A 17,163-nucleotide genomic window follows, 5' to 3' on the forward strand; every position below is an offset into this window, starting at 1 on the left:
TTAGCCGCGTGCCGGATAGCCCTTAATGATGGGCTGTCTCAAGGCTTTGATACACCGCCCGCAAAAAGGCTTCGGGATTGATAAAGCCTCCGCCCCATGTTTCGTCATACTCTGCCATGGGTTTGGCGGCGATCACCTGCTCAAGGCTTTGACCGTCTTCTCTCAAGGCGTTCACCCGATCGCGGGCTGTTTCCAGCACCTTCAGATAGCTTTCCACCTTCGGACGATCGGCCAAAGGCCCATGCCCACCGATAAAGGCCGTATCGGCATCGGCAAGAGCCAAAGCCTGTTTGATGCCCGTGATCACCCCATGAAGATTGCCGCCGCTGCCAAGATCGATAAAGGGATAGCGATCCACAAACAGCAAATCCCCCATATGGATCACATTGCTTTCGGTAAAGTGGATAAAGCTGTCGCCATCGGTATGGGCATGGGCCACATGATAAGCGCGGGCCTCTTCCCCCAAATGGAACGCCAGTTCATCATTGAAACTTAAAACCGGCAGGGCTTCTTTGGGGCGGGCTTCCGTATTGCGCCGGGCATTTTCAAAGCGCTGCGGTTCAGAAAGCCGCTTATAGACATTGTCATGGGCAACGATCAGAACGCCCGCCTTGCCCAGATTTTCATTCCCGCCGGTATGGTCGCCGTGCCAATGGGTGTTGAGCAGGAATTTCACCGGCCCGCTTTCCAGCGCCTCGACAGCCTTCAAGATACGGTCCGTCAGCGGAGCAAACTGGTCGTCGATCAGCACAACACCATCTTCGGTGGTCAGCGCGCCGATATTGCCGCCTGCACCAAACAGCACATGCACATTACCGCCCACATGCTCGGTGCGGATATCCACATTTGAAAAATCATCCTGCGCCGCCACGGGGCCGCCAAAGGCCACGCCCAGCGCCAGCACGGCGCCCATGGTTTTCAAAAGAGCTGATGTCGGTTTCATTGCCGTTTCCTTTTCACTTACCTTTTGCCCCGCCACCATAAAGGGTTTCGATGCGGCTGCGATAGATCTTCCCGATCACATGCCTGCGAATTTTCAAAGTGGGGGTCATTTGTTCATTCTCGATAGAGAACGGCTCGTCGGCCAAAGCAAAGCGGCGCACTTTTTCCAGATTGGACAAGCGCTTATTGACACGGCTGATGGCGGCATCGATGGCCGTACGCAAATCCGGATCGGCAACAAGCGCCGCATAATCGTTGGTTTTTCCGGTTTCTTTTGTCCAGCTTGCCAGCCATTCCGGGTCCGGCACCACAAGCCCCACAAGATACGGCTTGTCATCGCCATAAACCATCACCTGCGCGATTTCCATTTCCAGAGCCAACATGCCCTCCACCCGCTGCGGAGAAACATTTTCGCCTTTATCGGAAACGATCAGGTCTTTCTTGCGGTCGGTAATCACCAGATGGCCATCTTCATCCAGAATCCCGATATCGCCGGTATGCAGCCAGCCGTCTTTGATGGTGTCGGCCGTGGCGCGTTCATCGCCCCAATAGCCTTTCATCACCAAAGCGCCGCGCACCAGAATTTCCCCGTCATCGGCGATTGTCAGCTCCACGCCTTTCATGGGCGGGCCAACACTGTGGGTTTTGGAATGGGTGGGGCGGTTCACCGAAATAATGGGGCCGGCCTCGGTCTGGCCATAGCCTTGCAACAAAGGCAGCCCAAGGCCCGTGAAAAACTCCCCCACATCCTTGTTCAGCGGCGCGCCGCCTGAAACCAGCGCCTTGAGCCGCCCGCCGAAACGCCGCCGCACCTTGGCCCGCACAAGGCGATCAAGCAGCTTGTCCTGTATCCGTTCGAAAAAGCCCAGACGGCCGCCCTGCCGATGCCGCTTGATGCCCAGCGCCAAAGCCTTGTGGAACAGCTTTTCCTTATATCCGCCGTCTTTTTCCACCTGCCGCAAAACGCGGTTGCGCAACATTTCAAAGAGGCGCGGCACCACCACCATGATGGTGGGCTTTGTTTCGGCCATATTGCTGGCCAGCTTGTCTATACCTTCGGCATAATAAATCTCGGCACCGATCGAAACCGGCAGGGCCTGCCCCGCCGAATGTTCATAGGCATGGCTCAAAGGCAAGAAAGACAAGAAGCGGTTGCCGCTTAACCCGATTTCCGACAACACATCACAGGCCCCCATGCAATTATGCAAAATCGCCCCATGATGGATCATCACACCCTTGGGTGCGCCGCCGGTGCCGGATGTATAGATCAAACACGCAACATCTTCGCGCAACAAGGTAGAGGTGGCTTCCCGCACCGCATCCACACAGGCGGGCTGTGCCGCCAGCACATCGTCCCAGCGCAACATGCGGGCATTGATGCTTTGGGTCAGGCGCGGTTCTTCCATGGTGATAACAAATTCGGCACTATCGCTTAAATGCGCGGCAGGCAAAACCGTACGCGCCAGCTTGGCCGAGGAAACGATCACCCCTTTGGCGCGGCTGTTTTCCAGAATATGCTGATAATCGCTGGTGGTGGATGTGGTATAGGCGGGAACGGTGATAGCCCCCGCGGCCATGATGGCGAAATCGGCAATCAACCATTCGGGGCGGTTTTCCGAAATCAGCGCCACCCGGTCGCCCGCCTGCACCCCTTCCTTGATCAGGGCGCGAGACATCCGCGCCACCTGATCCACCACATCGTCCCAGCTCTGGGAACGAAACCGGCCTTCCGATTTTGCCCATAAAAACGGTTTTGTGCCGTTTTTCCGGGCTTGCTCAAACAGCATCTGGACCAAATTCTGATATTTTTCCGGGCCCATTCGGCACTCCCCGTATTGATCTCGTTGTAAAATTCTGTGTTATTTGTTTTAGCTTTAGCGCTTGGTCGCTCGGCTTGGCAATAAAGACGGCAGGTTAAATGACAGATCGTTTCGGCCATGATCGGTCTTTAATGGCTGTAAAAGACGTGTAAGGAGTGCTTCCCGCATGACATCCGAAGAACAAAACAGGCGCGCTGATGACCGGTTGCCGGTTCTATGGCACGGCACGATTATCACCGTTGACGATCGCTCTGTTCCCTGTCGCGTTCTCGATGTGTCCTTGGCAGGAACCTATATCGAATGTGCCCTGACCGTCCGTCTGGGCGAAGAACTGATCCTGATCATTCCCGAACTGGGGGAATTTGCCGGCGAGGTGCAGTGGATGCGCAATGGCTCTTTTGGCCTGGCGCTGGCCGCCGGCCCCGATCTTTTGCTCAAAAAAATCGCCGAAGATGACGAAACCTATCCCGGCCTTGCGGGGGTACGCACGGAAAAAGACGACCCCGCGCCATAACGCTCCCTCCCCACTCGTCACCCACCGGACACACCCTATCGGTCACCCCCGGACACACCTAAACCGTCACCCCCGGGCACATCTAAACCGTCACCCCCGGGCACACCTAAACCGTCACCCCCGGACTTGATCCGGGGGTCCAGTCAACAGCGTGCCACCCTCCACCAGCGAAAGTCTGGATTCCCGCCTCAAGCCACCCCTCTCACGTCACCCCCGGACTTGATCCGGGGGTCCAGTCCGGCAACGCCGCCACCCTCCACCAGCGAAAGTCTGGATTCCCGGGTCAAGCCACCCCTCTCACGTCACCCCCGGACTTGATCCGGGGGTCCAGTCCGGCAACGCCGCCACCCTCCACCAGCGAAAGTCTGGATTCCCGGGTCAAGCCCGGGAATGACGAAAGAAAAAGCACACACCCCGAAAATGGCAGGCAGATCACCCCGAAACAGCATAATAAATTGCCCCACCATCCTTGAAAAAGACACAAAATGGTGGCAAAAACCACACAGCCATAAGAAAAATACCGCTCAAAGCGTACCAATATCCTTAAAATAGTCTTACCAAAAATGGCAGAATATGCCCCAAATGTCCTGAGTGGTAAAACTTTGGTAAACACAGCACGAAAAAAAGTAGAAAATGGCGGTTTTGCACGTCTTGACAGGGCTCGCGCTTTCATCCTAACTACATCCATCATGCTGAGAGGGGATGAGCGCCGTGTTTAGCGACCTGCTCGCGTCTGTATTTCTTTGCAAGCCGCTCTCGACGCAAGATGGACCTAACCTTGAACAAGGACGGACACACGATGAAAACTCTTAATAAACTGGCCCTTTCCAGCGCCCTTGTCGCGCTTATGGCCGGAACTGCACATGCGCAGGCTACTGATACCATTACCCTTGATGTAACCAACAATGTTGGCGACATTCAACCCGACGTGAATCTGGTGGATACCGCCGTTCTCGCCGGCCAAAGTGGCGTTCTCGAATTCACCATCACCCCCGCCAACACCAATGGCGATCCTTGGGGTGTGAATGGTCTGAGCTCAGCCGGTCTGGTGGAACTGACCCTTGACAATGCCGTCTTCGGCAATCCTGTCAGCCAAACGGCTGTTGGTGATACGGGCGATGGCTCTTGCGCCGCTGGCGTACAGCCTGTGTCGGCTGGTTCTACCGAATCCAGCATCACCTTTGAAATCGCCAATATCGAGAATTGCGATGGCACTGGCTTGGGCGGTGAGCTTGAAATCACTGTTCCTTTTGCGCTGTCTTCCATTGGCGAAGCCAATTTCTCGGTTGGCGTGGAAGCTGTTGTCGGCAACACTCTCCTTGCCGATACCACCGCTTATGAAATCAATGGCGGTCCGCTGGTTGAAGTTGGCCCGGCTTTCGTTGTCACCGTCGATGATAGCGGTGTTCCCGCTGATGCCGACGAGCGCACGCTGGCGCTTGGCTCTGACACCGAAAAATCCTTCACCCAATTCAAAGTGGCCGGTCTTGACGCAGACGAATTTTCTGTTCCGCTTGGCGCCATTGACGTTGCCGCTGGTAATAATGCAACGAATTTGACCGGTGTCGCTGTTGGTGCTCCGACCGATTTCGATGTCACCATTTCCGGTGTCTCTGTCGCCGGGATTGATAAATTCACCGTTGGTGGTGTTGATGTTGCTCTGAACGACGACGAAGATGCCTTTGAAGGCAATGTCGCCCTCGCTATCGGCACCCATGCTGTGGTTGTTGAACTGGCCGGTGATGTCACGCCCGAAGATGGTGTGTCTGTTTCTTCGCAGACCTTCTCTGCTGATGTGACGGTCAACTCCCCGGATGTGGATCCCATCACAGGCTCCGGTTCTTTTGCGGAAATCCTCCGCGATGGTTCGGAAAGCGATGCCTTTGAATGGGTTGCGCTTGAGCCTGCCAACCTGAACAACATCTTCCGCTTCACCAATCTTGAAGCTGATGCGCAGGTCTTCGTTACCATCCGCGATCTGAACTCCACAGCAACCGACATTGAAGATTTCGATGTCACCGCTGCTGGCCTCACCTCTGGCACCTCTGCCGGTGGCGAACTGCAGATCACAGCCGTTGAACTGGGCGATGCCTTGGTAGAAGCCGGTGTTCTTGATGCCGATGCCACTGCGATTACCCGCGGCACGGTTGAATTCACCGTTGAACAGGCTGGCACTACGGGCCTCCAGATCCGTCGCCTGATGTTCAACGCCGATGGCGCCGTGAACAGCACTGCCGAATTTGGCAGCAATCCTATCTAATCCGTCATAACGGATAGGATGAACGATCGAGAAAGGGTGGCTTCGGCCACCCTTTTTTTTGCGCGCTTTCGTCACCATCGGACACACCAACCGTCACTCACCGGACCCCCTCACCCGTCACCCCCGGACTTGATCCGGGGGTCCAGTCCGGCAACGCCGCAACCCTCCACCAACAAAAGTCTGGATTCCCGGGTCAAGCCCGGGAATGACGCACCGTAAAAAGCCCGCGCCCCACTCGTCACCCACCGGACCCCCTCACCCGTCACCCCCGGACTTGATCCGGGGGTCCAGTCCGGCAGCGCCGCAACCCTCCACCAGCAAAAGTCTGGATTCCCGGGTCAAGCCCGGGAATGACGTAAAAGAAATGGTCAAGCCCGGGAATGACGCGGAAAAAACTCACGCCCGCAAATGACGAAAGAAAAGACACACCCCCACGTATGACACCGAAAAACCCACAAGCCCGAAAATCACGGAAATGGAAGCCACACCCCCGGAACCGATGCGAAAGGAAGGGCTTGGCCCACACCCGATGATCCACTACAACATCCAAGAAGACAGCGATCATCAAGGGCATTATGGACCATCGACGAATCGGCGACATTTTGGCAGAACAAGGCCTGATCACAGCCCAGGACAGGGCGCAGGCCGATGCCTTTCAGCGCGAAGTGGGCGGCTTGTTCGGTCAGGCTTTGGTGCGCCTTGGGGCCATCAGCGAAACCGATCTTCTGGCCGCCCTGTCGCAACAGCTTGATCTGCCCGTTCTAACCTCGGCCAGTGCGCCCGATGCCGCCGCCTGCATCGCTGCCAGTCAAATGCTTGATCTGCCGCCAAACTGGATCACCCAAAGGGCGGTGCCCATCTGGTGCCTGCCCGCCGATCCGGAAAACAGCGATGAAGACCATCTATGGCAAACGGATGTGATCTGCGCCGCGCCACGCAACAGCCTTGATCCCGATATTATGGAACTGCTGGAAAGCCGCTGCAAAAACGTGCGCTATTTCCTTGCCCCCAATGCCATGATCGACAGCCTGCTTTCCCACCATGATCGCAATGGCGATCAGGCCGGGATAGAAGATGAAGAAGCCGATGCGGCGCGCTTGCGGGAAATGGCCGAAGAAGCGCCGGTGATCGATTTCGTCAATACCATTTTCAGCCAGGCCCTGCAGGAAGGGGCTTCGGATATCCATATCGAACCGTCGGAACATATGTTTCAGGTTCGCAGCCGCATCGATGGGGTTTTGCATATAAAATCCACCCAGCCGCGCCGCCGGTTCGATGCCGTTGTTTCCCGCGTCAAACTGCTTTCGGGCATGGATATTGCCGAACGCCGCCTGCCGCAAGATGGCCGCCAAACCATTCGCGTTTCCGGCGAAGAGGTGGATTTGCGCGTGTCGTCGCTGCCCACATCCTGGGGCGAAGGGCTGGTCTTGCGGCTTTTGCGCAAACAACGCACCTTGCTTGATCTTTCCGGCCTTGGCCTGCGGGGCCGGGCGCGGTCTGTTCTGGATGGGCTTTTGCGCGAAAATCACGGCATCATCCTTGTCACCGGCCCCACGGGATCGGGGAAATCCACCACGCTTTACCGCGCTTTGGAAACGGTGAATGATGGTATCCGCAAGATCATCACCATCGAAGATCCGGTGGAATATGATATGGAAGGCGTGTCGCAAATCCAGACAAAGGCCGAAATCGGTTATGATTTCGCCCGTGGATTGCGCGCCATTTTGCGTCAGGACCCCGATGTCATCATGGTGGGGGAAATCCGCGATGGCGAAACTGCCGCCATTGCCGCCCAAGCCGCTCTTACCGGCCATTTGGTTCTTTCCACCTTGCACACCAATTCCGCCTTGGCCGCCATTCCGCGCCTTGTGGATCTGGGGCTTGAACCGTTTTTGGTAGCCTCGGCCCTTTTGGGAACCGCCGCCCAAAGGCTGGTGCGCCGCCTGTGCCCCCATTGCGCCATCGACGAAACAGACCAGGCCCGCATCACAGAACAAAACAGCTTTATAGAGCGCCTTGCCCGCGATTGCCCTGCATTGGCGCAAAGCCTGACGGATAACAACGCCCGCTGGCGCACCACGCGGGGCTGCGATGCCTGTTCCAATACCGGCTATCTGGGCCGCTTGGCCTTGTTTGAAATCGCCGCCATCGATGGCGCACTGGCCGATGCCATTTCCCAAGGCCAGCCCTTGGGAGAAATGACACAACTCGCCCGCAAGCGCGGCTTCATGACCCTGCTGGAAGACGGGGCGGAAAAAGCCCGCGCAGGGGAAACCACGCTGCAAGAAGTGATGCGGGTGGTGGGTGCCTCGGTCATGGCGGAATAGCAGCACCAAAATGGCAGACTATAAACACAAATCCATGAAATCCGATGGTGTGGTGCTCACCGGCCGCATCGAAGCCGCGAACGAACGCGATGCCTATCGCAAGCTGGTGGAAAAAGGGCTGGAGCCGTTTTTCATCAAGCCCGCAACCACCACCGGCCTGCCCTTTCTGGGCCGGCTAACAAACCGCCTGAATGCCAAAGCCCGTGCCCGCTATGTTCGGCAAATGGCAACGCTTTTGGCCGCTGGCTTGCCGCTTTTGGATTGCATGGAAAGCCTCTCGCGTAATGGACATCCCGAATTACGCGCCCGCAGCCTTAAAATCCGGCAGGGCTTACGCGCCGGTGAACGCCTGTCGCAAGCCATCGCCGCCAATATGCCGGATTTCCCCCCCTATCTTTCGCAATTGGCGGAATTGGGCGAACAAACCGGCGGCCTTGCCGATGCGCTGAGCGATGCCGCCCAGCGTATGGAACAAGAAGAAGCCCTGCGCCGCGAAATCCGCTCTGCCCTCACCTATCCCGCCTTTCTGGCCGCCACGGGCGTTGCCATCACCATTTTCATGTTCCTTGTGGTGGTGCCTCAATTTGAAGCCATGATCGGCGATGATTATTCAAAACTTCCGCTGATCTCTAAAATGGTTTTGTCAACATCGGCAGTGTTTCGCGATCACACTTTGGCCATCGGCATTGGCGCCATTGTGTTGTTGAGCGGCGTGCTTGGCTTTACCCGATCGCGCGATGCCCGCGCCCGCTTCAAAGCCCTGCTGGACCGCACCCCGGTTGTGGGACCGTTTCTACGCCGGGCGCAACTGGCCAATTGGGCCCGCACCATGGGCATCGCCATGCGCAATGGCGCACCACTGCTTGCCGCCTTCGATCTGGCGGCCCGGTCTGTCACCAGCCCCGCCTTTTCCCAAGGATTGAAAGAAGCCCGCCGCGCCGTCCGCGCAGGGGAACCGCTGGATGAAGCCCTGTCCAATGGTGTTGCCCTTGACCCCACCTTCACCGATCTGTTGCGCACAGGCAGGCAGGCCGCCGCCCTCGACCGGATGCTGGTGTTCATGAGCGATATTCTGGATGATGACGCCCGCGAACGCGCCAAACGCATCACAGCCCTTGCCGAGCCGGTGGCCATTTTGCTTATATCGCTGGTGGTGGGTACTTTGGTGGTCGGCATTGTGCTGGCCATGACAAGCCTTTATCAATTTGAGATCTAAGCCATGACCCCAAGGGAGATCAGCCCCATGCGCCGGACCAGAAACCTGCGCCCCGATACCCGTTCGACACGCACTAAGCAAAGCGGATTCACTTTGCTTGAAATGCTGATCGTTATTGCCATCATCGCGGTGCTTGCCACCCTTGTGGGGCCGCGCCTGTTTGGCCAGCTCGATAGCTCGAAGGTAACAACCGCGCAGGCGCAGGTCCGCATGTTGCGCACCGCGCTCGATACCATGCGCATTGATCTGGGCCGCTATCCCACCGAACAGGAAGGGCTTTCCCTTTTGGTGTCACCGCCCGAAGATCCCGCCCTTCGCGCCAGCTGGTTCGGGCCGTATCTGGATGGCTCGGTGCCGCTTGATCCGTGGAAAAATCCGTACCGCTACCGGCTGCCGGACACACCGGGCGGCGTGGCCGAAGTCTATAGCTATGGCCCCGATAATGCCGAAGGGGGTGAAGGCCTGAATGCGGATATATCCTCCACACGCTAGGCACAAAAAGCCCTTTCAAAAGGGCTTTACGCTGTTTGAAATGCTGGTGGTTCTGGCCATTATGGGGCTGATTCTCGGCCTTGCCGCACCGCAATTCACCGCCCGTATAGAAAGCGGAAAGCTGATCGAAACGGCCGAATCCATCGCCACCCAAATGCGCGAAGCCCCCATGCGCGCCCGATTGGATGGCCGGACGATCCGCTATGGCAACGCCTTGCAAGAACAAGATGATGGCCTTGCACAAGGCACGTTCAAGCTGGACCCGGGCTGGACGGTGCGCACAAATGGCACGCTGATCGTCTCGGCCATGGGCTTGTGCTCAGGCGGGGAAGTTCAGCTTTTTGCCCCGTCAGGCCGCAACAAGACCATCATCGTCACAGCGCCTTTTTGCGAAACCCGCATTGTGGATGCGCCACAGCGCGGCGCCTAAACGCCTTTGCGATCTGTGGCAATGCCCATCGCCGTCAATATATGGCGGTTGATCTTGTGCACATCAAAGCGCTCTTCGGCCATATGGCGGCTTTCCCGACCCATTGTAACGCAAAGTGCGGGCTGTTCGATGAAGCGAATCATGGCATCGGCCAAAGCCCCGGGATCCCGCACAGGCACCAGAAATCCGTTCACACCTTCTTCCACCGTATCGCGGCAGCCCGGTACATCCGTTGTGACCACAGCCCGACCGGTGGCAAGAGCCTCGGTGGTGGACCGCGGCAATCCCTCGCGCCAACTTGGCAAGACAAAAACCGAACAGGCCGCCAGCCAAGGACGCACATCTGCAACAGATCCCGGCCAACCACGCGGCAAGGCTTCCATAAATCACCGGTTTGATGAAATAGCCAAAGCTGGCATCGGGCTTCAAACGCTTGAGCAACCGCGCCAATTGCAACATATCCAGCAAATCCTGAAGGGGTCTCATCCCTGCACGATCAAGCGAATAACGGACAGGCTTCGCGCCCAGTTCAGCGATGACTTCCTCCGATTGTGTATCAAAATCGGGAGCCAATGCATAAACTCGAATGCCTTGGACCACCATCGCCCGTATCAAAGGGCCTCGAAAATTGATCATCGACCGTGCCTGATTGGAGATGATTGCCACAGACCGAATCGCTGTACCGGAAATATGCTGCGGGGCGGCAGTGGTTATATGAGAGCGTTGAGACACAATGACCCTGTTCTTAAATTTTCTTCAGCGACGGATCGGATTGGTGCCGCCACCATGCCTGGAACATCAGAATATCCCACAAATGATAGTGCCAGCGCCGGCCACCCGACAGATGTTCTTGCCATAGCTTGCGGATCGGGGCGGGGTCGAAAAAGCCATCCTCACGCAGCTGCTTTTCATCCAGCAGATCTTCTGCCCAATCGCGCAAGGGGCCGCGCAACCAATCATCAATGGGAACCCCAAAGCCCATTTTTGGACGATCGATAAGCTTTTGCGGCACATGGCGATACAGCACTTCGCGCAGGATATGCTTGCCTACCCCTTCTTTAATTTTGGCGCTCATGGGCAGTTGCCAGGCAAACTCCACCACCATGTGGTCAAGGAAAGGAACCCGCGCCTCCAGGCTGGTGGCCATGCTGGCGCGATCCACCTTCGTTAAAATATCATCCGGTAGATAACCCAGCGTATCGAGATACATCATCGCCTGACGGAAATCCGGGAAATCCGGCACCATATCGAACTCTTGTGAGCGGGGATCTTTGCCTCCCGGCACCACGGCACCTGGATCTTTCCAATGAGAGATCAAATCCCGATAGATCTGCATCCCATCGGAATAGGCTAAAAAACCCGCCAGCTTTGGCAAACGGTCCCGTAAAGCGGCTTGGCGATATGCTTTGGGCAAAAGCCGATTGACACCAGAAGCTGCATGACCGGCGAAATTCGTACGTAAAAACCGTGCCGCAATTTCGCGGCTGAATTGGGGAGCCCGGCCAAGCGCCGCTTTCAAACGCATGGCTTGGAAATAACGATGATAGCCGCAAAACAGCTCATCCCCCCCATCGCCAGACAGACTCACCGTCACATGGGCACGGGTCATTTTGCTCAATAAATATGTAGGGATTTGCGAGCTATCGGCAAAGGGTTCGTCCCATATCTGTGGAAGGCTTGGGATAACATCCTGCGCCTGCTGGGCCGTAATATATAACTCCGTATGATCGGTTCCCAGATGATGCGCCACCTCTTTGGCATAGGTGGCTTCATTATAGCCGCTTTCATGGAACCCGATGGAAAAGGTGCGCACCTTTTGCGCAGATTGCGCCTGCATCAAGGCCACAATGGTAGAGCTATCAATGCCGCCGGACAAAAAAGCCCCCAAAGGCACATCCGCTTCCATCCGGCGGCCCACACTGTCCATCAACAATGTTTCAAGCCGATCCACAAGCCCCGCCTCATAGGGTAGGGGATTCAAAGCCCCCTCATGGGCGATCTTTTGAAAATCCCAATAGGCTTGTGGGGGCGGCAAGGCTTGCTCCCCTGCCTTTAAAATCACGCAATGGGCAGGTGGCAATTTCCGGATGCCCTGCCAAATGGACCAAGGAGCCGGGACATAATTATACCGCACATAGGCAGCCAAGGCCTCGCGATCGACGGTTTTTTGAAAACCGGGCCAGACCACAAGCGATTTTAATTCCGAGCCAAAAAGGAAGGTGCCATCCGCCGCAAATCCATAATAAAGCGGCTTTTCTCCCAGCCGGTCGCGTGCCAGCAACAAGCTGCGCTCCTGCCGATCCCATAAGGCAAAGGCAAACATGCCATTAAGCTGCGCTATCGCCTTTTGTGCACCCACCGCCTCGATCACGGCCAGTAGTGTTTCTGTATCCGAATGACCACGCCATGCCGGTGCGTTGCCTTGCTCCCCCAGCGCCGACCTTAGCGCATGATGGTTATAAATCTCGCCATTATAAACCAACACATAACGCCCGGTGGCAGAGATCATGGGCTGATGGCCAGCAGGCGACAGATCAAGGATCGAAAGACGGCGATGGCCGAGCCCTACCCCCGCCTCTGCATCCAACCACTGCCCCTCATCATCGGGGCCACGATGGCGCACCGCATCTGTCATGGTGCGCAAAATCTGCGCGCCCCCATCCGGAACGCCCTGCCAATTGATAAACCCCGCGATTCCGCACATGGACTAAGAATTCCTTTTCTTGAACATCTTTTGGTCCATCACCGGCTGTCGGCATCCAGAACATCTTGATAGAGGGCCAGATAATCCGAGGCCACTTTTGACAGGCTGAATGTCTCGATCACCCTTTGCCGGGCACGCTTTCCCAGATCAATGCGTTGTTCTTGTGGCATATCTTTCATCTGGACAAGGGCCTTGGCCAGCGCTTCGGGATCGCGAGGTGGCACAACCAGCCCGGTTCCCCCAAGCACTGCAGCCGATTCTCCCACATCCGTTGCAATAGCCGGAAGTCCACAAGCCATGGCCTCTCCCAAAACATTGGGAAATGCTTCACTCCATGAAGAATTGACCAGACAATCCGCAGCGGTCATCAGATCCGCAATATCATCCCGTTCCCCAAGCAAATAGACACGGTCATCCTGTATGCCGCTCAAAGCCGGATTGCCAGAATCCACCTGCGTTCCGGCCAGAAGAAAGACCATGTTTCGGTCTTTGATCCGCGCGATCGCCTGCAAAAGGCCTTTATGGTCTTTCATCGGATGAAAGCGCGCCGCATGCAGAACAACAAAGACATCCGGTTGAACTCCCAACTCTGCCCGCAGTCTTGCCCCCACTTTCGGATCTGGCCGTAAACGGTCCGGATCGAAGCCATTGGGGATCACACAGGCTTTTTTAGAACTGAATCCGATGTTTCTGTGCTGATCCAGACTGAGATGGGCATTATAGGTGAGCGCCGCCAGCGATGGACTCAGACTTGCCACAGCCCGAATCACCAAACGGGTGGCGAATTTTTCGGAAGATAATTTGTATATGCTGTGCCGAATACCCGCCACCACAGGGCGGCCTTGCGCTGCCAATCGGGCGGCAAGAATACCATGATACATCCAGCCATGCACAAGATCAGGGTTCAGTTTCCGGACGAGCCCGCGCAATCGCAGCAAAAGCATTGGATTTGGCCGCCCCATACGCATGCCCAGTTCATGGACCGGGATGCCAAGTGCACGGATTTTCTCGGCATATGGCCCACCGCTGCCAAGCGACAGCACGTGATGATTGGCCAGATTGCCATCCATGGCGGACAACAGCTTGTAAAGCATATGCTCTGCCCCACCGCGACCAAGCTCGGTGATGATATGCAGAACAGACTTTGAAGAGGCCATCGCAAAAAGCGCTTTCTTTTCAACCAGAGACAGAGCGAAAAATATCAGCAAGCCGCACGGAAAGATGATCCAGACTAAAATTCTGTACAGCCAATTTGCGCCCCGTCTCACCCATTCTGGCTCTTAATGTCTGATCGGCCAGCAATGTATCCAGCCCTTCTATCCACTCTGCATGGGATCGTGCGCCAAAGCCAATATCCCCCAAGGCCAGCACTTCGGCATTCATTCCAACCGGGCTGACCACCACCGGCAAACCACAAGCCATATAAGTGAGCATTTTATAAGAGCATTTGCCCCGTGACCAATCAGTGTCCTCAATGGGCATCAAACCAACACTGAGATCCTGTAGCGCCACAACCTCAATATCAGGGGACCAGCGAATGAACTCCACTTTTTCGGAAGAAAGATTCTTGAAATTGGGGGGACGGTCGCAAATCACCCGAAGTTTCGCGGATTTATATGTCTCCAGGACCGTCGCCAAAGCCGGTTCCAGCCGCTCCAACTGAATGAGGTTACCACTAGACCCCGACCAACCGATAACAAGCGCCTCCGTGCCCTCATCGCTTTTGGGTGAAAATCTCTTGGTATCCACCGCTGTGGGCAAAAGAAATGTCTGGCACCCCAAATCACCGAAATAGCTTTGTAAAAAACTGTTGCCGCAAATCACTGCTTCACAGCGCTGCGCCAATTTGGCAGCAAAACCGCCACGCTTATGCAGCCAAATGGCATCATCCACATCCAGAATGCGCGGCCCTGCGAAATAGGGTTCCAAGGTCAAAAGCGTACTCACCAACTCCCGTTGGAAAAGGATCAGGTCATAGCGCCGTGACTTTAAAACAGATGGCAAGCGCTCGATCAGGTTTTGCGCCAACCAGAATGGGCGTTTCCACTGCATCTCAGGGGGGTATTGCCCGGCCTTTGAAGGAAATTCATCCACCCTGTACGCAAAGTTCTTCAAAGGCTCGATATATTGCCGCACCCGAAAGCGGGCGCTGGGAACAGATTGGCCCCCAGTGAAGGCGGCAATATTCAAGGGATGCAATGTCATAGAAACGGGCCTTATGCTCTTGATAGTGTTTGCGTGCCCAGCCTAGAACGATGTGCCTTGGGATCAAACAAGCGGATGCGCCGAGCCATTGTGAAGACAAGCCCCAATAAAACCAGCTTGATCATCGGGTTGAGCGCGGTCAGCAAGGAATCTGCAAGGACGCTTATAATCACACCAAAAAACAGCATGGAATAAAGCGAAATCCAGATCAGTTGATTGGATTGTGCCATTTTATACACAGCACCGGCAATCAGGCCGATAAAAAAGGTAAAGATACAAACGCCCGTAAGGCCATAATGGGGATAATAGAAAAAATAAATCGTATAAGTGTTATAGCCATGGAGACCCGGCCCCACCTCGATAAACTTTCCCGGTGGATTGGGGGCGGGGAAGAAATTCCCGAAATAATTAATGACCCGGATGAAAAACTCCCACGGCCCTTTCACCTCTGGAATGATCTCGAACCCATCCAGATAAAAACTGAACGCCACAGGGCTCGTGGTCAGATAATTCAAAAAGGTCTGCCCGGTAAGGCTTGCCGCCTCCAGATAAGATACTTCTCCCCCCGACGCAACAGCACTGCGCAATACAGTAATCGCTCCGAATGCCACCAAAACAAGCGTTGTCAGAACAATCAACGCCTTGACCGGCAACCGTTTCTGGGTCAGCCCATAAACGGCAAAAGCCCCAACCAATAGGCTCAATAGCCCCCCCTTGGCTGCCGTAAGAAGATTATAAACAATGGCAAGAGCAAATAACGCGGCGATCAACAGCCGCCACCGACGCCCCCCTTGTGTGACAGCCAGAGCAATCAGCGTTCCGAACGTGGACAAAACCACCAGATTGCCCACAAAAGCCCCTCGAGACTGGTTTTGCGCTACATCCAGCATGCCTTGGCGCACCTCAAGGAAAAACAGCGGTGAAAAAGGCGTGGCCGTCGAGAAAGACATGATGTGCCGGATATAGAATGGCATCCCGATGATGAGTAAAATCAGCAAGCCGATCAGCAAAATTCGATCGCTTTTATAAACGGTTTGCACCTGTAATGGGGGTGAGCTAACGGGGCTTTGGCGCCGCCAGCGCATGCTTCCCAAAGCCGAACCAAATGAGAAATAAAGCGCGCCGGCCACAAAAATTCCCAAAGCCTCCCAAGAGACCGGATGAAGCCACATTTGCGCAAAGCACATGGAGGCGAACACCACAAACCAGATGCCATTCCAGGCAACGGCGGGATGAAACCATGATCGTCCGGCATAAAGGCTGATGGCCATCAAGATGCCAAAAACAAAGGTTCCCACCAAAGCCACCAGAAGGCCACTCATGGCGCAACCCTTTCATAAGGGAGGCCGCCCCCAGACAGAAATAAGGCACCCGCCAAAGAAACGCTATCAATATCCAAATTGTGCAAGCACATGGGCATTCTCTTTGGCGAAAAGTGCCAGCCTTTCATCCGCCTTATGGGGCAAGGCGCGGCTCGGGCGAATATCCGCCACACTGGCTTCATACGCCGCCATGTCACACTGCAAGCCACAAAACTGCGCCACTTGCGGGATCATGTGGATCGGATCTGCCAGAAAGTCTTCATAGACAATCTCCAGCTTTTGATGATCGGGCAAAGCTGCAAGCTGGGTTTCCGCCGCTTGTAAGTATTCCGCCCAAAGGGAAAAACCACCTTCAATCTTCGCACAGCGTGGCGATTCCATAAAGCCACCTCGTTTGGGCCGGAGCGCGGCAAGAGCGCGATATTTCTGATAAAATTGGGTGGATGCCTTCATCCCCTTTTCACCACGCACCACAAGGCTTTGCGCCACATCCACCCCATGCCGCCGGATATGAATGACACGGGCGTCGGGAAACATGTGCAACCAAAGCGGCAATGTGAAGCTGTTGCGCGGGTCTTTCCAACCCCAAGGCTCTTCTACCGCGCTAATTTTTCGATATTTCAAATACCGCTTCAATCCTAAGAAATGCAACGCACGCGGCCCATTCATCTGATCGCGCACATAACGGTCCACCCAACCCAAAAGAGCCTCATTATCCCAAAGATTTTGGATCGGCTGTGGATAATCCCAGCGCCCACCGCATTGGCCCAGCAGCCATGTGTTCAACCTCAAAAAGAACACAGCTTCATTATTGCCTTCCTTATGCACTCCCACAAAAAGGCCCAAGCGCTCCAGAACCCGTCCAAGCATGCTGGTGCCCGACCGATGCATTCCGATAAAAATAACAGGAGACTGTTCACGCATGCGACAT

The 17,163-nt window shown here is 55.6% G+C and carries 15 protein-coding genes; 6 read left to right on the forward strand and 9 right to left on the reverse strand.

Annotation, left to right across the window (positions count from 1 at the left end; genetic code table 11):
* Nucleotides 1–22 precede the first annotated feature (22 nt).
* Complete coding sequence (locus IEX96_RS05350; protein ID WP_229773555.1) at nucleotides 23–943, reverse strand: MBL fold metallo-hydrolase; 921 nt, start codon at nucleotides 941–943, stop codon at nucleotides 23–25.
* A 13-nt stretch (nucleotides 944–956) separates the two neighbouring features.
* Nucleotides 957–2,762 carry an AMP-dependent synthetase/ligase gene (locus tag IEX96_RS05355; RefSeq protein ID WP_150005809.1) on the reverse strand — a complete coding sequence of 602 codons (1,806 nt, stop codon included), beginning with the start codon at nucleotides 2,760–2,762 and terminating at the stop codon, nucleotides 957–959.
* Between the two features lie 166 nt (nucleotides 2,763–2,928).
* On the opposite strand from IEX96_RS05355, the gene IEX96_RS05360 reads away from it, so the two are divergent.
* A complete protein-coding gene (locus IEX96_RS05360) occupies nucleotides 2,929–3,276 on the forward strand; it encodes a PilZ domain-containing protein (RefSeq protein WP_150005808.1) in 348 nt (115 codons plus the stop codon).
* Nucleotides 3,277–3,559: 283 nt separating this feature from the next.
* Here the strand turns inward: IEX96_RS05360 and IEX96_RS05365 are convergent, their stop codons facing one another.
* Nucleotides 3,560–3,949 carry a hypothetical protein gene (locus IEX96_RS05365; protein ID WP_150005807.1) on the reverse strand — a complete coding sequence of 130 codons (390 nt, stop codon included), beginning with the start codon at nucleotides 3,947–3,949 and terminating at the stop codon, nucleotides 3,560–3,562.
* A gap of 126 nt (nucleotides 3,950–4,075) precedes the next feature.
* Here IEX96_RS05365 and IEX96_RS05370 point away from each other — a divergent pair, with 126 nt between their 5' ends.
* From IEX96_RS05370 to IEX96_RS05390, 5 genes are all read left to right on the forward strand, one after another.
* Nucleotides 4,076–5,536 carry a hypothetical protein gene (locus IEX96_RS05370; RefSeq protein ID WP_150005806.1) on the forward strand — a complete coding sequence of 487 codons (1,461 nt, stop codon included), beginning with the start codon at nucleotides 4,076–4,078 and terminating at the stop codon, nucleotides 5,534–5,536.
* Between the two features lie 575 nt (nucleotides 5,537–6,111).
* Nucleotides 6,112–7,863: a GspE/PulE family protein gene (locus IEX96_RS05375; protein ID WP_150005805.1), complete on the forward strand. Its 1,752-nt coding sequence runs from the start codon at nucleotides 6,112–6,114 to the stop codon at nucleotides 7,861–7,863.
* A gap of 10 nt (nucleotides 7,864–7,873) precedes the next feature.
* The gene (locus tag IEX96_RS05380) at nucleotides 7,874–9,079 is read left to right on the forward strand and encodes a type II secretion system F family protein (RefSeq protein WP_150005804.1); all 1,206 of its coding nucleotides are present in this window, start codon (nucleotides 7,874–7,876) and stop codon (nucleotides 9,077–9,079) included.
* 27 nt (nucleotides 9,080–9,106) lie between these two features.
* Complete coding sequence (gene gspG / locus IEX96_RS05385; protein ID WP_150005803.1) at nucleotides 9,107–9,571, forward strand: type II secretion system major pseudopilin GspG; 465 nt, start codon at nucleotides 9,107–9,109, stop codon at nucleotides 9,569–9,571.
* Nucleotides 9,546–10,001 carry a pilus assembly FimT family protein gene (locus IEX96_RS05390; RefSeq protein WP_150005802.1) on the forward strand — a complete coding sequence of 152 codons (456 nt, stop codon included), beginning with the start codon at nucleotides 9,546–9,548 and terminating at the stop codon, nucleotides 9,999–10,001. Before gspG ends, IEX96_RS05390 begins: the two co-directional genes overlap by 26 nt.
* Here the strand turns inward: IEX96_RS05390 and IEX96_RS14015 are convergent.
* From IEX96_RS14015 to IEX96_RS05420, 6 genes are all read right to left on the reverse strand, one after another.
* Nucleotides 9,998–10,384: a glycosyltransferase gene (locus IEX96_RS14015; RefSeq protein WP_150005801.1), complete on the reverse strand. Its 387-nt coding sequence runs from the start codon at nucleotides 10,382–10,384 to the stop codon at nucleotides 9,998–10,000. The two genes, IEX96_RS05390 and IEX96_RS14015, sit on opposite strands and share 4 nt — an antisense overlap.
* Before the next feature lie 362 nt (nucleotides 10,385–10,746).
* Nucleotides 10,747–12,705, reverse strand: a complete 1,959-nt coding sequence (asnB, locus tag IEX96_RS05400) for an asparagine synthase (glutamine-hydrolyzing) (RefSeq protein WP_188873592.1) — start codon at nucleotides 12,703–12,705, stop codon at nucleotides 10,747–10,749.
* Between the two features lie 38 nt (nucleotides 12,706–12,743).
* Nucleotides 12,744–13,862, reverse strand: coding sequence for a glycosyltransferase (locus IEX96_RS05405; protein WP_188873593.1), 1,119 nt, complete (start codon nucleotides 13,860–13,862; stop codon nucleotides 12,744–12,746).
* A 19-nt stretch (nucleotides 13,863–13,881) separates the two neighbouring features.
* Nucleotides 13,882–14,910, reverse strand: coding sequence for a glycosyltransferase family 4 protein (locus tag IEX96_RS05410; protein ID WP_150005799.1), 1,029 nt, complete (start codon nucleotides 14,908–14,910; stop codon nucleotides 13,882–13,884).
* Nucleotides 14,911–14,921: 11 nt separating this feature from the next.
* Nucleotides 14,922–16,232 carry an O-antigen polymerase gene (locus tag IEX96_RS05415; RefSeq protein ID WP_150005798.1) on the reverse strand — a complete coding sequence of 437 codons (1,311 nt, stop codon included), beginning with the start codon at nucleotides 16,230–16,232 and terminating at the stop codon, nucleotides 14,922–14,924.
* A gap of 66 nt (nucleotides 16,233–16,298) precedes the next feature.
* Entirely contained in the window at nucleotides 16,299–17,156 is an 858-nt protein-coding gene (locus IEX96_RS05420; protein ID WP_150005797.1) for a sulfotransferase, read from the reverse strand.
* Nucleotides 17,157–17,163: the final 7 nt, after the last annotated feature.

The sequence above is a fragment of the Iodidimonas muriae genome (assembly GCF_014647255.1).
Lineage (GTDB): Bacteria > Pseudomonadota > Alphaproteobacteria > Sphingomonadales > Rhodothalassiaceae > Iodidimonas > Iodidimonas muriae.

Coding starts and splice junctions, on each gene's coding strand:
- IEX96_RS05365 (WP_150005807.1), bottom strand. CDS start 3,949: ATGAAAGCGCGAGCCCTGTCAAGACGTGCAAAACCGCCATTTTCTACT.
- IEX96_RS05405 (WP_188873593.1), bottom strand. CDS start 13,862: ATGGCCTCTTCAAAGTCTGTTCTGCATATCATCACCGAGCTTGGTCGC.
- gspG (WP_150005803.1), top strand. CDS start 9,107: ATGCGCCGGACCAGAAACCTGCGCCCCGATACCCGTTCGACACGCACT.
- IEX96_RS14015 (WP_150005801.1), bottom strand. CDS start 10,384: ATGGAAGCCTTGCCGCGTGGTTGGCCGGGATCTGTTGCAGATGTGCGT.
- IEX96_RS05350 (WP_229773555.1), bottom strand. CDS start 943: ATGAAACCGACATCAGCTCTTTTGAAAACCATGGGCGCCGTGCTGGCG.
- IEX96_RS05375 (WP_150005805.1), top strand. CDS start 6,112: ATGGACCATCGACGAATCGGCGACATTTTGGCAGAACAAGGCCTGATC.
- IEX96_RS05360 (WP_150005808.1), top strand. CDS start 2,929: ATGACATCCGAAGAACAAAACAGGCGCGCTGATGACCGGTTGCCGGTT.
- asnB (WP_188873592.1), bottom strand. CDS start 12,705: ATGTGCGGAATCGCGGGGTTTATCAATTGGCAGGGCGTTCCGGATGGG.
- IEX96_RS05355 (WP_150005809.1), bottom strand. CDS start 2,762: ATGGGCCCGGAAAAATATCAGAATTTGGTCCAGATGCTGTTTGAGCAA.
- IEX96_RS05415 (WP_150005798.1), bottom strand. CDS start 16,232: ATGAGTGGCCTTCTGGTGGCTTTGGTGGGAACCTTTGTTTTTGGCATC.
- IEX96_RS05390 (WP_150005802.1), top strand. CDS start 9,546: ATGCGGATATATCCTCCACACGCTAGGCACAAAAAGCCCTTTCAAAAG.
- IEX96_RS05410 (WP_150005799.1), bottom strand. CDS start 14,910: ATGACATTGCATCCCTTGAATATTGCCGCCTTCACTGGGGGCCAATCT.
- IEX96_RS05370 (WP_150005806.1), top strand. CDS start 4,076: ATGAAAACTCTTAATAAACTGGCCCTTTCCAGCGCCCTTGTCGCGCTT.
- IEX96_RS05380 (WP_150005804.1), top strand. CDS start 7,874: ATGGCAGACTATAAACACAAATCCATGAAATCCGATGGTGTGGTGCTC.
- IEX96_RS05420 (WP_150005797.1), bottom strand. CDS start 17,156: ATGCGTGAACAGTCTCCTGTTATTTTTATCGGAATGCATCGGTCGGGC.